The 15,673-nt window shown below is 27.9% G+C and carries 16 protein-coding genes and 1 pseudogene; 16 read left to right on the top strand and 1 reads right to left on the bottom strand.

Translation table 11 applies throughout. The annotated features are described in order from the left end of the window. Positions 1–279: 279 nt before the first annotated feature. Positions 280–402: a hypothetical protein gene (locus Ctaglu_RS26250; protein WP_267901294.1), complete on the bottom strand. Its 123-nt coding sequence runs from the start codon at positions 400–402 to the stop codon at positions 280–282. A 494-nt stretch (positions 403–896) separates the two neighbouring features. On the opposite strand from Ctaglu_RS26250, the gene Ctaglu_RS16565 reads away from it, so the two are divergent. The 16 genes and pseudogenes from Ctaglu_RS16565 (at position 897) to Ctaglu_RS16495 (ending at position 15,673) form a co-directional block, all read left to right on the top strand. Further along, positions 897–1,205 carry a hypothetical protein gene (locus tag Ctaglu_RS16565; RefSeq protein ID WP_125003689.1) on the top strand — a complete coding sequence of 103 codons (309 nt, stop codon included), beginning with the start codon at positions 897–899 and terminating at the stop codon, positions 1,203–1,205. 163 nt (positions 1,206–1,368) lie between these two features. After that, positions 1,369–2,253, top strand: coding sequence for an FtsZ/tubulin family protein (locus Ctaglu_RS16560; protein ID WP_125003687.1), 885 nt, complete (start codon positions 1,369–1,371; stop codon positions 2,251–2,253). Positions 2,254–2,396: 143 nt separating this feature from the next. Further along, a complete protein-coding gene (locus Ctaglu_RS16555) occupies positions 2,397–3,059 on the top strand; it encodes a hypothetical protein (protein WP_125003685.1) in 663 nt (220 codons plus the stop codon). Positions 3,060–3,137: 78 nt separating this feature from the next. After that, a complete protein-coding gene (locus tag Ctaglu_RS16550; protein WP_125003683.1) occupies positions 3,138–3,617 on the top strand; it encodes a flavodoxin family protein in 480 nt (159 codons plus the stop codon). Positions 3,618–3,668: 51 nt separating this feature from the next. Further along, a pseudogene (locus tag Ctaglu_RS26495) lies at positions 3,669–3,749 on the top strand (hypothetical protein); the annotation flags it as partial. A gap of 45 nt (positions 3,750–3,794) precedes the next feature. Beyond that, positions 3,795–3,992, top strand: coding sequence for a hypothetical protein (locus Ctaglu_RS16545; RefSeq protein ID WP_207669490.1), 198 nt, complete (start codon positions 3,795–3,797; stop codon positions 3,990–3,992). Between the two features lie 58 nt (positions 3,993–4,050). Then, on the top strand, positions 4,051–4,359 hold the full coding sequence (locus Ctaglu_RS16540; RefSeq protein WP_207669489.1) for a competence protein CoiA family protein: 309 nt from the start codon (positions 4,051–4,053) through the stop codon (positions 4,357–4,359). Then, a complete protein-coding gene (locus Ctaglu_RS16535; protein WP_125003677.1) occupies positions 4,344–4,745 on the top strand; it encodes a hypothetical protein in 402 nt (133 codons plus the stop codon). Before Ctaglu_RS16540 ends, Ctaglu_RS16535 begins: the two co-directional genes overlap by 16 nt. 42 nt (positions 4,746–4,787) lie before the next feature. Beyond that, positions 4,788–5,165: an HIT family protein gene (locus Ctaglu_RS16530; protein ID WP_125003675.1), complete on the top strand. Its 378-nt coding sequence runs from the start codon at positions 4,788–4,790 to the stop codon at positions 5,163–5,165. Positions 5,166–5,655: 490 nt separating this feature from the next. Beyond that, positions 5,656–6,675, top strand: coding sequence for an HNH endonuclease signature motif containing protein (locus tag Ctaglu_RS16525; RefSeq protein WP_125003673.1), 1,020 nt, complete (start codon positions 5,656–5,658; stop codon positions 6,673–6,675). A 184-nt stretch (positions 6,676–6,859) separates the two neighbouring features. Next, a complete protein-coding gene (locus Ctaglu_RS16520) occupies positions 6,860–7,990 on the top strand; it encodes an aminotransferase class V-fold PLP-dependent enzyme (RefSeq protein WP_125003671.1) in 1,131 nt (376 codons plus the stop codon). A 134-nt stretch (positions 7,991–8,124) separates the two neighbouring features. After that, positions 8,125–8,781, top strand: a complete 657-nt coding sequence (locus Ctaglu_RS16515) for a hypothetical protein (protein ID WP_125003669.1) — start codon at positions 8,125–8,127, stop codon at positions 8,779–8,781. Continuing rightward, on the top strand, positions 8,772–10,496 hold the full coding sequence (locus tag Ctaglu_RS16510) for a phosphoadenosine phosphosulfate reductase domain-containing protein (protein ID WP_125003667.1): 1,725 nt from the start codon (positions 8,772–8,774) through the stop codon (positions 10,494–10,496). Before Ctaglu_RS16515 ends, Ctaglu_RS16510 begins: the two co-directional genes overlap by 10 nt. A 9-nt stretch (positions 10,497–10,505) precedes the next feature. Continuing rightward, the gene (locus Ctaglu_RS16505; RefSeq protein ID WP_125003665.1) at positions 10,506–11,375 is read left to right on the top strand and encodes a DUF4007 family protein; all 870 of its coding nucleotides are present in this window, start codon (positions 10,506–10,508) and stop codon (positions 11,373–11,375) included. Positions 11,376–11,378: 3 nt separating this feature from the next. After that, positions 11,379–14,735 (top strand): hypothetical protein, encoded by a 3,357-nt coding sequence (locus Ctaglu_RS16500; protein ID WP_125003663.1) that lies wholly within the window; start codon positions 11,379–11,381, stop codon positions 14,733–14,735. A gap of 119 nt (positions 14,736–14,854) precedes the next feature. Further along, the gene (locus Ctaglu_RS16495; RefSeq protein ID WP_207669488.1) at positions 14,855–15,673 is read left to right on the top strand and encodes a DUF4007 family protein; all 819 of its coding nucleotides are present in this window, start codon (positions 14,855–14,857) and stop codon (positions 15,671–15,673) included.

The raw sequence follows: 15,673 nt of genomic DNA, 5'->3' as shown, positions 1-15,673 counted from the left end.
GCCATTTATTAGTTTTTAGTGGCCCAAGCTACCGCTTAACACACTCAACCATGAATACCCAATAATGGAAATAGGGTGCTGGAAAAATTAAGTTCCGCAATGCATGGTTTTTAGCTTGCCAAAAACAGAAAAAAACCATTTATCACTTAATTTCTATCAAAAGTATTACATCACATACTATAAATAATTTTGAGGTTACTCCCCGATAAATCCCTATCTGTCTGTTGGTTATATAAATATATTTATTTCTTAAATTTATATTGTTTAATTAAACGAAGGTTATGAATTTTTCTTTATGTATATTGTTAATGCCTTAATTAGCAAGTAAACTAAATAGATTATAACGGTGTATCCTAGTAAACTAATTATGCCCATAAGCATTATCGCGAATGTTTTACTCAATTATATTCCTCCTCTTCCAGGGAGTCTTTTAAAAGTAATCACAAGAAGAGCACTACATTTATAATGCCATGAGAAGCTCACAAGAGTTATATTAAGTTTGCCAGAAATTTAAATATAGAACTACAGCAGATTAAACGTGGTAAGCATAAGGAAGGCATATAACATATACAGCATATAAATGCTTTTCACAGCAAATTAAAAGAATGGATGTATTGGTTTCATAGTGTTGACACAAAATATCTTGCTAATTATATGTACTGGTTTAAATGGTTAGAGTTCTTCAAGACAGATAAGGATATTGTGAAAACCAAGCATTTGTTAGTTCAGACACATTCATCTCTTAGTAATACAAAGTTAAACAATTTTAGAATCAGGGAAGCAATTTATATATAGTTATGTTATAGTTGGTTTATAAATAAAGTATAAAATAGAAAATATTAGAAACGAGAATGAGAAGGTATTTTATATTAATTGACAAGGTGGGGGTGATATTTATGAAGTTTAACAAATTTAACAAGAAGATTTTTAATTGGTCAGCGTGGATAACTTTACTAATAGCTTATGTACTTCCGTATCAATCACAATCAGCAGATGGTCACTCAAGTTATTTTGGCTATCCATTATCGTTTTTAACTATTAATAATTCACCAATCCATAAAACACTATTTTTGACAGAGAGTTTAGATATATTAACGCTTATAATAGATATACTGGTAGTTTATCTTGTACTCCTTTTTTTTAATGTGTATTTAAGTAAGGTGAAGTTGAACAAATACAAGAATAAAACTAAAGACTTTAAATAATATTTGTTTTTATAAATCAGTATAGGAATATTATTGAAACATAAATTAAGGGAAGAAATTTGTCTCCCCTTAATTTACGTAATTTTTTTCAACACCACTCTTAAACATAGCCAAATGTTATTACAAAAAAGCAAATAAGAAAATACGGAGGTAAAATTTTAAAATGGATAAAGATTTATTGCAATATTTAGGAACGAATGAAAAAGAGGTAGTAACAAATTATGGTGATATAGATTCAGAAAAGTTACTGGATGATGAATATAAAATATTAAATGTGAAGGTGTTTTCAGTAGGATTACTTGATAATGAAACTATAAATAAATTAAATATTCAAAGCACAGAGTATAAAGAGTTTATTAATCTTAAGGAGGTAGAACTCGAAGCTTTAAAGAATAATGATGAATTATTAAGTGAAACAGATTTAGTATTATTAATTGGAGAATATGAGGATAGGAAAGCCATGGCAAAGCTTGAATATATTATACAAAATGCTGGCTTAAGGGATATAAAAACTGTATTGCTGCTAAGTGTTAATAACAATATAGATAATGATTTAATAAGGGAGATATCCACAAAAGTAGATGTGCTAGTTCCAATTATAGATAATAAGGTTCAGCATTACGCACAGAATGCATTTAGCTTTTTAGATAAAAATAATCTTAAGGCAGAGCTTGCACAGCAGTATATAAATACTATTTTAGAATTTGCCCCAGAACGTATAAGTGTCATTGCGCCAATTGATATTATAGATATATTTGCACATAACAAGGGTATAGCTTATGTATCTTCAGCATCAGCTACTGGAGAAGGCAGAGCGAAGAGAGCAGTAGCTTTAGCCTTAAGTAATATATACAGCTTGAAAGATTATAAAGATTGTAAAATTCTTTTATTGACCTTTTCAGGTGGTGAGAGTTTAGGGCTCCTAGAAATAAATGAGGCAGCACAAGTTATAGTAGATAAGTATAGTGATGAAGAAACAATACTATTTACTGTAGGGCTGGATGAAAGTAGGGGGAGTGAGATGAGGGTGAGTGTTATGGGGATATAATTAGGCTTAGGGTAAGGGAAGTTTAGTATGATTTAAATGGAATGTGTTATGTGGTAAAATTAGCATGGAAAGCTTGATGGATTTTAGTAATGAGTATCTTAAGTATATGAAAGAAATAATATATATAAATTAGGGGGACGTGCATGATACATATTACTAATGAACATTTTGAAATTATTAAAAATAAAGATTGTATGGTAAATCATGATACTTGTAAAAATGTGTATTATAAGCATGATTTGAATAAAATATATGAAATAAGTGAAAATCAGTATTTAAAAATAAAGTATGGTGAAAATCATGATAAAATTTTAAAATATTTTGAAAATGTTGAACTAGAATGCATTACTTTGTTAGATGGTTCACAAATTTTAAGCTATTACCAAGAATCTATTATAAAAAGATTTGATAATAATGGGGACTTGATAAAAATAGATAAGGGAAATGCATTATCAAATTTTGATGTACTATATAGTATTGAATTAGATGGTAATTCAATATGGGGCGCTTTCCCAACAGCTCATGTCATAAGGAAAAGCTGTATATTAACAGGAGAAGAAGAAATGTCTATAGGTTATTGTGATTATATGAATGATAAAAGCTATCCGTTATGTTATCCAGAACATATAATTAAATATGATAACTATTTGTATATCTCTGATATGGGTAGCAAAAGAATACTGAGATTGGATTTGAATAATTATGAGTTGGAGGAATATAAAAAGTTAAATGAAAGTGTTTGGGCCTATGGACGAATAGGTAAAAATGAAGTGGTGGAATTAGAATCAGGGATGTATATACTGTGATACATTAATATAGTTTGCTACACGAGGTAAAAGAAATGTATTTTTTCATAATAATCAAAATTATAAGGAGTGAACAATATGAAAACATTGGTAGTGTTCTATTCATTAGAAGGTAATACAAAATTAGTAGCAAATATGATTGCTGAGGAATTAGGTGCTGAAATACTAGAATTGAAACCTAAAAAAGAAATACCTAAAGGCAAATTTTTAAAATTTGTATGGGGTGGAAAAAGTGTAATATTTGGTGAAAAACCAGAACTTCTAAACCAGATTCCAAACATGGAAGCCTATGATACAGTTTTTATAGGTACACCCATTTGGGCAGGAACTTTTGCACCACCTATAAATACATTCATTTCAAGTAATATAATAGCAGATAAAAAAGTAGCATTCTTTGCGTGCAATGCAGGCGGAGGATCGAAGAAATGCTTTGGTAAGTTGAAAACATTATTTATAAATAACATTATTATTGGCAGTATTGATTTTGTAGACCCAGCAAAGCAGAATAAAGAAAGGGTGAAAGAAGAAGTTAAAGCGTGGATTAAGAAAATATCTTAAAAGAATATTTAAATAAATTGATCATTTATATAACTACGAGCTGGTTATAGTTCGAAAATTGCAAATAAAACTTCAGAATTATTTAGTCAAACAGAAAAAATATTGAAGAAATGCGATTGTGATTCATCTTGCCATGAGTGCCTAAATCACTTTTGGAATCAAAGGGTACAAAGCAAGTTGAATCGATATATAGCACTCCAACTTCTTGGGTGGGGTGAAAAAGGAGTTATAGAAAAAGAATTTAATAGTACTGAGCAATATGAGATATTTAAACCACTTAAAGAGCTTCTAGAGTTAGATGGAGAGTTTATTGTGTCTTTTGGAAAAGATGAGGGTATTAACATGCGTAGAATGTGGTCACCCAGTTTTATTTAAAGTGAAAAACCCTCATAAAAAGAGGCCACATTTCTATCATAAAGTAATGAAAGGTGTAATGCGGGAATGTAGTTACAATGAAGAATCAGAAGAACATATACGTGGAATAGGAATAATATTAGATTATATGAAAGAAGCATACAGGGATATTAAATATGAGTTTAGATATAAGTTTAGATATAAGTTACCAAATAGTAAATATGCAGATTTATATTTTAAATTTGAGGATGGAAATGACCTTGCCATAGAATTTGAAAGACAAGATTTAGATTTTGAATATTGGGAAGAAAAACATAATTCTTTTAAGTTTTTGAATATAAAGGAGCTATGGTTTATAAAGATGGATAATAGTTGGGATATAATATAAAAAAAGAGGTAGAAAAACAAAACAATCTTAATAACATACAAAACTCATATATGAATGCTGAACTCTTTGCAAATAAAAGTAATATAGAAATAAAAAAGCAAAATTACAATCATGGTGAAGATGAGAGAATGATTTATGGAAAAACAATTTCAGAAGATGAATCAAAGGCTAAAGTACATGAAATCATATATAAAAAACAGGAAAAAAACAATATGCAGGAAAAGACCGAAGAATATAGACAGATTTTAAATAAAGCGGTAAATAGTAAGTATGATAAGTATTATACTGAAAAATTATCTAGAGAGATGAATTATGAAGCTGATACATATGATGCAATTAAAAAAGGTTTAATAGAATTAACAGAAAAAGGAAATGAAAAAAGCTAAGAATTTTTATGAGATACTTTATAAATAAAGGAGACAAAAACCATGTCAGAATGTATATTTTGTAATTACAATAAATCAGAAATAATAGCAGAAAATAAATATACCTTTGCCATACTAGATCATTTCCCAGTAAATGAAGGTCATTGTTTGATTATACCTAAGAGGCACTTTCCTAATTACTTTGAGGCAACGGAGGAAGAAGTTAAAGCAATATATAGTTTGCTGCACGAGGTAAAAGAAATATTTGATATTCAATATGAACCAGCGGGCTATAATATAGGCATAAATATAGGAGCTGATGCTGGGCAAACCATAGAGCATCTGCATGTGCATTTAATTCCTAGGTATGTAGGGGATGTGAGTAATCCAAGGGGCGGAGTTAGGAATTTAAAAGAGGCTTTTGTGGAGTATGATGGATAGGCATTTATTGCCTATTTTTTTTGCTACTTGCCACTTGCCATGTGGGTGGCACTATGTTTAATTTCCAATGTGACAGTATTCGCCTAATTTAGCAAGGTTAGTGTGATAGAATGCTTTTAATGACGATTTTTAAAACAAAACTGGCAATAAAGATTTTTAAATTTCAAGCAATTTATATTTTCAACATATAGTCCACTAAATCTGTATCAATGTTAGGATTTCGACACGTTTTACTTTTATTTATAGTAGGCAGGCATGGAAGATATTTGTTACAAACATTTATTAATATTTTATCAAAATACATTAAAATCGTAAAATATGTTTAAATTTGTAAAAGTAGTGTACTAGATTATAATTCATAATTAGGAAAAATGGTTTTACAAGTTGATATTTATTAAAATGTAATGAAATTTGGATATAAACTAAAATTAGGCTAAACTATGAATTGTGTAAAATACATAATTACAAAACAATCAAAGTAGAGGTTTTTATGGCGGGATGGGAAATAAAAGAGGCTCAATTTATTGAAAAGTACTTACTTGAAGAAGATATTTGGAAAATGTTTAACTATATTTTTTCTTCGAAAACAGTTAAAGCAACCTCATATAAATTTGTATTCTTAAAATCAATAATAGAGTGTGTTTATGATGTAAATTTAGAAGGAAAAATTTTATTGACTGATATATTTGCTAGATTTACAAGAATTTATTGGTATTTAATAGTAAAGCATAATTTAAGACAATGTACTAAGGCTATAAGAAGTGGTAAAGCTAGCATTAACATTATTTTTGAAAAGTATATTAAATTTGATCAACAGTTAATGTTTTGTGAGTATGACAGTATAGATGATAATATAAAGAAATGCATTGAAAGTGAAGTTTATGCTGAGTGCAAGGAATATGTAGTAGGTGCTTTTTATAATGATACTGGGGGGAGTGTATATTCATTTTCACTTAGGGAAAATTATATAAAATTTAATCCGCAAGTTTTAAGTTTTATTCAAAAGTATAGCAATGTACTTTTAAAACTTAATTATTTCGAGTGGATTTCATTTTTGGAGAAAAACAATTCAGGGGAAAGTTGTTACAGTATAGCCTCTAAATTACATGAGGCATCAAAAAGGACAAACCTTACCCTATATAAAGATTTTCTTTATTTTAATACTGATGAGGAAGAAACTAGATGTTTTTATTGCAATAGAGCTATAGCATATAACAAAATTCATGTGGATCATTTTATTCCGTGGTCTTTCATTAAGAGTGATAGGTTATGGAATTTAGTAAATTCTTGTCCAGTATGTAATTTAAGTAAAAGTGACAAGCTTACTGAGAAGTATTTCTTGGATAAGTTAATAAATAGAGATGAAAAATTACTATTAAGAAATGAATTAATAATAGTAAAAGATTTTAATGTATACAGTAAAGAGAGATTAATAAATTACTATAATGCAGCTGAGTTTTGTGGCTTTAAAAAATGGAAGACTATTAAACCAAAGGGAATTATGGTGTAAATAAAACATTTATATAACTACATTGGTTTGGCCTATGGTTTGGTCTATAATATTATGAAAATCATAAAAATTAGTAAATATTGGCCTAACTACTTGAAAGTAGAGCGCATAACTTACAGTTTAGATTTAAAATGATAAAAAATATTGCGAAAATAATTTAAAACTAAGTGAGAAGGAAGAAAAAATGGCATATTTTGATAACGCATCAACAACATTTCCAAAACATGAATCAGTATATAATAATACGATGGAAATATACAGGAAAATAGGTGTGAACTTTAGCAGAAGTAGTTCGGAAAAAAGTAAAGATGCAAATAGTATAAAAAAAGAGTTAGTCGAAAATTTAAAGAGAATCTATTCAAGTAAAACTCATGAAGTAATAATAAATGCATCAACTACATTTTCACTAAATGAAATAATAGCAGGATTAGATTATTCAGGCATCAAAACAGTATATATATCACCATTTGAACATAATTCGGTATATAGACCACTGAAAAAATTAGAAAAAGAGAAAAACTTTAAAATTGAAGTTTTAAAATTTGATGAAACAGAATTAGATATTAAAGATATGGAATTGAGGTTTATGTCTAAAAAACCAGATTTGGTAATTATAACACACGCTTCAAATGTATTTGGAAATATACTCCCGATAGAAACAATATTTGCAGAAACAAAAAAATACAATGGAATAACAGTATTAGACACAGCGCAAACAGGGGGGGTACTAGACTATACAAAGATATCTAAGTTAAGTGATTTTATAGTATTTGCAGGACATAAAAATCTATATGGTCCAAGTGGAATAGGTGGATACCTATACAATAAAAACATAAAGTTAGAACCCCTGCTATATGGAGGTACAGGTATAAAATCAGAAGATATAGATATGCCAGAGGACTTACCTGAAAGATTTGAGTCAGGAAGTCCAAATATAATGGGGATAATAGGATTAAAACTCGCTACAGATGAGATTTTAAAAATTGGAATAAAAGAGATTAAAAAAATAAAAATAAAAAACCTAGAACAATTATATAGAATACTCAAAGAGTATAGTTATGACATAAAAATACATTCAGGAATAGAAAGCAACATAGGAATAATATCGGTAACAGCAACAGATTATACGCCACAAGAATTAGGTAAAATACTGTCCGATTATGGAATAGAAATTAGAACAGGAATGCAGTGTTCGCCGTTAGCACATAACCATATGAAAACACAAAATGGTGGAACAACAAGATTCTCAGTGGGATATTTTAATAAAGGAGAAGAATTTAAAGAGTTAAAAGCAGCTCTAGAAAATATATTTTAATTTTAAAGTGAAAAGGAAGATTACCGATAGCCATTATTGATTTCGAAAATAGAAGAGTAATGGCAAACGATTATGAGTAAATAGAAGGGCTAGAAAGCAAAGGAACAAAAATAAACTATTAGGCAGGAGTATTTATGGAATTACAATATTATTTAGATAAAGCAATAGATGAATATTTGGGTAAGATGGGAACCATAACAACTAAGAAAATAATGAATTATATATATAGCGAATATAACCAAGATGCTAATCTTGAAGATGTAAGTAGTATTCTAAAAGAAAGAGCTACAATATTAGAAATAGTAGATGGGATTTTTGTGGGTAAAAATGATTTTTTATCATTTGTGGACGGGATTGACACGTGCTTATTGAAATCACAGATAGAATTCCAATATTTTGTTTCAATAAATGAAGATCAAATGGCAAAAATATTAGATATGGTTAAATTTTATAAAAATAAAGAACATTATGGAAAAGGAAGATTAAGTCTTTACTCATCCAATGAATTTGAAAATAATGATAATACAATGATGGAAGATAAAGATGAGGCAGGGAAAAACATAATAAAAAAAAGAGATGAAATAGAGGGAGAAAAAAATGAAATAAAATGGACATATAGTAAAGTTATAGAGTTTGGAATGGAGTATGGATACATAAATTCAAGTTGGGTTGAAAGTATAGATTACAATCTAGAAAAAGAAGTGCAAGATTTTTTTGAAACAATCGAAGACATAGAAGAAAAAGGAATAAAGGTTAAGTATATTGTGGATGGAGATAAGTTATGCAATTAGATAACTATAAAATATATTGGAACAAAACGAAAAATGTACCGATAATAATCAACGAAGACAAAGATACGGTATTGGTAAAAGATAAAGAGCTAACCTATCTAGCAATGGATTTGAGACCTGTATTTTTAGAAGAAAAACATCTAATAAAAAATATATTTGAGCTAGATGAAAGTATATACTGTAAATCAGCATGGTGTAGTAAACAAGGAAAGTACTATATAGATGGGAAACCAGTAAAAAAAAGTATAGTAAAGGCTATTAAGGAAATTAAAAATATAGATAGTTTTAGAAAAAAGGTACTAGATTTTGATAAAACAGAAGAAATGATAAAAATGGAAACTCAAATATTTAAAAGCTTTGTAGAGGAAAATAGAGAACATATGCATTATCTACTAGAAAGTAAAGACCGAGATATTGAAGGTTACTACATTGGTTCTTACCCATTTATAGACGAAATAATAGAAAAATATAAAAGCAGAGTACCTATGGTTTCTTTTAGTGGCGGAAAAGACTCAACAGTAGTATCACACATGGTCACAAAAGCAACAAATAACAAAAGTGTACTCCATTTATTTGGAGATACCACGCTAGAATTGCCACTAACATATAAATATATAGAAGAATTTAAAGAAAAAAATCCAGCAACGCCATTTTTCGAAGAAAGAAATGATGAAAATGATTTCTTGGAAATGTGTAAAGAAATAGGTCCACCAAGTAGGGTCAAATCATGGTGTTGTTCTATATTTAAAACAGGTCCAATGGGTACTACACTTACAAATTTTGATGAGGATTTCTTAACATTTTATGGAATTCGAAGAAAAGAATCAGCATCAAGAGGTAAGTATTTAAAAGTGAGTAAAACTCCTAAAATACATGGTGGAATAGTAAATTCGCCAATAATAGATTGGTTAGATTTAGATGTTTGGCTATATATCTTATCAGAAAATATAGAGTTTAATTTTAGTTATAGGCAGGGATTTCCAAGGGTTGGCTGTTGGATGTGTCCTAATAATTCGGATTTATCTCAATTTTTAGCAAAAATTCATGTGAGTAAATCCTGTTGCAATACTATTAAATTTGATGCTAAGGATTGGGAAGAATTTATATATAATTTTTCAGAAAAGATTGTTAAAAATTATTATCAAATTAATAGAATTGATATTAGCGAAGATGATTTAGTTAAAGAAGTAGAATATTATGTTGAAAATAACAAATGGAAAGCAAGGCAAGGTGGAGATGGAATAGAAAAAAGTAAACGTACTGTAATAAATAAGAAAGAATGCATAAATGAAAAGAATACATATAGCATATCACTAAATAGACCTGTTGATGATGAATTTACAACGCTATTTAAACCTTTTGGTAAGTTATCTTTTAGAAATCAAGCTAAATCACAAGAAATGTTTGTGATTGACAAATGTGGTAATCCTGCTATTAAAATAATATTTAAAAATGGGGAAAGAGATATAAGGGTTACGATAATTGATTTAAAAGATAGATATCTATATGGGAAAATAATAAGACAATTAAATAAATTTAATGTTTGTATATATTGTCAAGCTTGTAACTCAACATGCAACTTTGGCGCATTGAGTGTAGTAAATGGAAAATATCTTATTGATGAAAATAAATGTGTGCATTGTTTAAATTGTGTGAATAGATTCGATTCAGGCTGTTTAATAACATCCACTTTAAAAATAAAAATCAAGGAGTAGACTATAAAAATGGATAATATATTAGTAGGGCATAGTTCCTTTTATATAAGAATTGGATGGATAAAGAAGGGCGTAGAATATGTAAAAAAGAACTCTTCAGATAATATATTTGCAAAGAGCAATATAAATGCTATTGATGAACTAGGGATAGGTAGTGTAATGGTTCAATCCTTGAGATACTGGATGACATTGTTAGATATATTAAAAAAACAAGACAAGCAATACCATTTGAAAAGAAATATAGAACTTATTATTGAAAAAAATCCTTATTTTGAAAATAAAAACAGCTTATGGTTATTACATAGTTATATAATGGATAGAGAAAATGAAGAAGAAAAAGCAGTGCTTTGGGAAGTATTTATTAAAAACAATAAAATAAGCGCATTTACAAACGAATCAGCAATGCAACTATTGGTTATTTATTGTAAGGAAAATGGAATAGAAATTACAAATAGAAGTGCAAAAGATAGCCTATCTGTTTTTATAAGAACCTATTATAAAGAAGTTAATGGAAATTTAGATCCGGAGGAAAACTTGTATTCACCATTCACAAAGCTAGAATATTTAGCAAAGAATATTGACGGAAAATATTATTTTAGAAATATAAAACATTCAGAGATTACAGAATACCTAGTGCTGTACTTGTTAACAAGAAAATTAGAAAAAAGAGAAACAAAGATGATAGCAGTCAATGAATCTTACACTCATTTTAATTCAATAATAAAAATGAGATTTAATGATTATGAAAAGCTTATATCAAAATTAGAATATAACGACATAATATCCTTAGATAGATCGGCAGGACTACAAAATATCCACATTATCAAAAAACTTTCAGAAACTGAAATAGTTGAGAAAATATTAGAAAGTGAGTACTAGAAGATGAATGATATAGTAAAAATAACAGATGACAATAATTATTCTATAAACGTAAAAAATGATTATACGAATCCTCAAATTATAAACTCATATTATCCAACGTTTCGTAATCTTAAACTGTTAGAGAAATTTTTGACTATGATACATAAAGACGATGGTGGATCAATTATACTTTCAGGAGCATATGGTACTGGGAAATCATACTTTACATCAGTATTAATGAATATTTTAGATAATGATTTTAGTATTAAAAATTATACTAATTTTTTAAAAAGAGCAGATAAAATATATGATATAAATGAAATTTTGCAAAGGTTCCTCAATAAAAAGTATTTCATTGTTTTTTTTGAAGAGAATGTGAGCGAATTTTCAAAAGGATTGCTTTTAGGAATAAACCAAAGTGCTAAAAGAGCAAAGGTAAACTTAAATCTATCTACTCATTATGAAATAATAGAGAAAAAGTTAATGTCTTGGAAAACAGAATATCCGGAAACCTATCAATCATTTATAACGAAGATAGAAAAACGAATCGGAAAAGAACGTTTTTTTACATCATTACACAAAAGAGAGAATGATGCTATAAAAATATTTTCAACAATATATAGTCAATTATTTTCAGGAGAAAAATTTGCTCCACTAGAAAAGGTAATAAAGATAAAAGAGCTATTAAGTGAAGTAGAAATGTCAGTAAAAAAAATAGGGTATGATGGTGTAATATACTTATTTGATGAGTTTGGAAGGTACTTAGAAACAAATATAAATAAAATTGATGTAAAAGAAATACAGGATATGGCTGAATATTGCAATGAAGAAAATGGATCAACAGTTATACTTATAACGCACAAAGACATATTCCAATATGGAATAAAGCTAGATAACAGATCAGAAATAGATGAATGGGAAAAAGTAAGTGGGAGGTTTTTAAAAGAGCACTTAATATATGAAAAAGTAAATATATTGGAAATATTAGAAAATATTTTGCAGAAGGAGAATTATTTAGAATACAGACATAATAATATAGGAGAATTTGAAACGAAAGAAGAATTATTGGGAAAATTAAAAATTACAAATGATACAGCTTCTAATATAACTGAAAAGTTTTATCCAATGGATTATATTACAGTAAATATATTGCCGGATTTATCACAAAAGCTAGCACAAAATGAAAGAACATTATTTGCATTTATATGTGGAGATGAGGAGAATAGTTTAAAAAATCGAAATGAACATTTTGTATCCTTAGCTGAAATATACGACTATTTCGAGGAAAATTTAAGATTGTTAGCTCATGATAGTAATGAATACAAGATATATATTCATAGTAAAAATATGTTGTCAAGACTAAAAGATGAAGAGAAAGAAAAAATAAGGTTTATTAAATCTATTGCAATTATATATATTTATAATAAATTTGCAGATATAGAACCTACACCAGCAGTTTTGAGATATGTTATGGGTAAATCAGATATTTCGGAAATTGAGGAACAATTAAAAGAAAAAAATTTGATAAGTTATCGCAGACATTCTAATCATTACAAAATAGTCGAAGATATAGATGTAAATGTGGATAAAGAGGTATTAGATTATATAGAAAAAAACTTAAGCAACTTTAACCCAATAGAAACATTGGAAAGTAATTTAAAAAAAGAAGTATATTATCCACTAAAATATAATGATAAAAATAAAATAAATAGATATTTTGGACAATATTATTTAGATGCATCAGATGTAAGTAGATTGTCGAAAATAGAGAATATCTATGAAGATGGAAAGATAATTTATGTTACAAATATAGAAGACAATAAAGATTATTTAGAAATTGTAGATAAATTAAAGGCGGAAAATTTTATTGTTATTTTTAATAAAAATGGTAAACATTTAGATATTATGGGTAACCTACGAGAATTAGAAGCTATAGATAGAATGATTACTATAGATGAAAACTATAGTAAAGATGGGATACTAAAACAAGAAATACAATCATACAAAAAAGAGATAAAAGTTATTTTATCCAAAAAAATAAAAGAATATTTTGGAGAGACAATAAATTTGCTTGAAACTACTGATTCTTATTTGGCTAAAAAGTATTCTAAATACTTTCCAGTAAATTATGAATTAATAAATAAACATAATCTATCTTTTCCAATGAAAAAAGCAAGATTAGATATATTAAAAAAAATCCTGAATAAAGAATGTTTAGGCGAAGAATATTTTAATGACACAAAAGCAGAAAGTTCGGTAGCTAGAATTCTAATAAAGAATCAGAATTTATATGTTGATGAAAAGTTATCAATTGAAAAATCAACTTATGCCAAATTGGTAAATGAAATAGTAAATAAAATAAAAAAACAAAAAATATCGTTAAAAGATTTATATGAAAGTTACTGTAGCAATAAGGGAGCATATGGAATAAGAAAAGGGATATTTACTTTTATATTAGGAATAGTAATTGTTGATAATTATGAAGAAATCTCAATAACATCCTCGGGAACAAAAAATGAATTGAATATAGAATTATCATTACTGGATTTAATTGAAAAAACTCCTGAGAAATTTGATATTGCATATTATCCAATATCAGACGCAGAAGTAAGTTATATGAAAGAATTAGAAAATATATTTGAACCATTCATTTCAAATAAGGATGAAAAAATATATAACAGAGTTTTGGGGGGGATAAAGAATTACATATTATCACTTCCAAGGTTTATGACAGGAATATATCTTAAAAATTATAAAGGGCTGGATAAAATTTTAAGAGGTATATTTAGTATAAATAGTGGACGAGAATTCTTACTTAAAGATATTCCAGGAGCATACAAGACAAAAGATTACAAACAAATATGCCAAGAATTATATAACGATATAACTAACTTTGAAAGTAGTAAAAAAGAATTTATAAATCTATTAGCCGAGGAAACTGTAGAAGCGTTGGGATACAAAGGATCTTCACTAAAAAAAGTCATTGTGGAATTAAAAAAAGGTGATACGAATAATGATATTATTGATTTGCTGATTACAGTAGAGGACAAAGAAGAAACAGAAATACTATCGTTACTTACACAAAGACTAAAAGGGTACAACTATGAGAATTGGAGAAACGAAAAAGATATTAGTGAATATAAGGAATTATTACAAAAAGAGTTTAATTCTTTTTCAAATCAAACTAATACAGGCAAAGAAGGCCTTTTAAAAATAATAGTGGATGGAGAAGAACGAGTATTTCATATGTCGGGAAATGAAACAGTGTTAGGTAAGATGTTACAATCTAAACTAGAATCAACATTGAAAAACATGGGGACAAGTGTGTCAGAAATCGAAAAGAAAAAGATATTGGCTAAAATTTTACTGGGGATATAGAGAGTACAAAAAATAGTGCAATACTAGATAATGAATTAGGAATGAATAGACTAGGGAGAAATTATTATGAATTAATAAATACCACGATTAAAAATGCAAAGTATAGAAAGGGTGATAATATGCATTCAAAACAAAAATTCAAGTTTGAAATTCCCTACTGTATAAAACTAATTTCTGAAATAGACAATGGTAGTGAAAATAAAGATGAACTGAAAAATAATACTGGAGCGGGAGAAAATAGAGTAATTGCTTTTATTGACTGGTTAAAATATATTAATGCAATTACAATAGAAAATCAAAAAATATCATTAACCAAACTTGGAAAAACATATTTAAAAATAACGGAAGCAGAGGACTATGTAGAACCCTTGATGTTATATCATTTACTCAGAAATCCTAACTTAGAAAAAAATGATGGGAATTTTTATTTTTCTGAATTAGTTAATGATATTTTAAATAGAGTTATGTCGGATTACTCAAATACAATAACTAATCAAGAAATAAAACAAGAGATGCTGAAAATAGATTTAAATGAGGAATATAAAGAATGCATTACTGCAGCAATCTCAACTATTGCAGATGCAGAAACTGGATTTGGTAAGATAGGAATTCTTGAAGTGATTGAAAGCAAAGGAAAAGATATATATTTTGAAGTGCATTCTTACTGGGTAGAGCCATTGATAGCTGCATATATAATTTATGATATGTGGAAAGAGGGGCAAACAGCTATTGGAATCGACAAGATAGTAAATGAAAAATATAATTTGGGAAGAATGTTTTTGATGGATGAGGAAGCAGTAAGGGAAACCCTTGAGGAAATTCAGTCGAAAAAGTTAATAACAATTGAAAGTATAGCAGGATTAAACCAAATCAGAATAAATCCTAGTATAAGTAAAGAGGATATTTTAGATATGATAATAAAAGAGGCGTGTGGGTAA

The organism is Clostridium tagluense (assembly GCF_003865095.1).
Taxonomy (GTDB): domain Bacteria; phylum Bacillota; class Clostridia; order Clostridiales; family Clostridiaceae; genus Clostridium_AD; species Clostridium_AD tagluense.
This window is presented reverse-complemented; position numbering and strand designations above follow the sequence as displayed.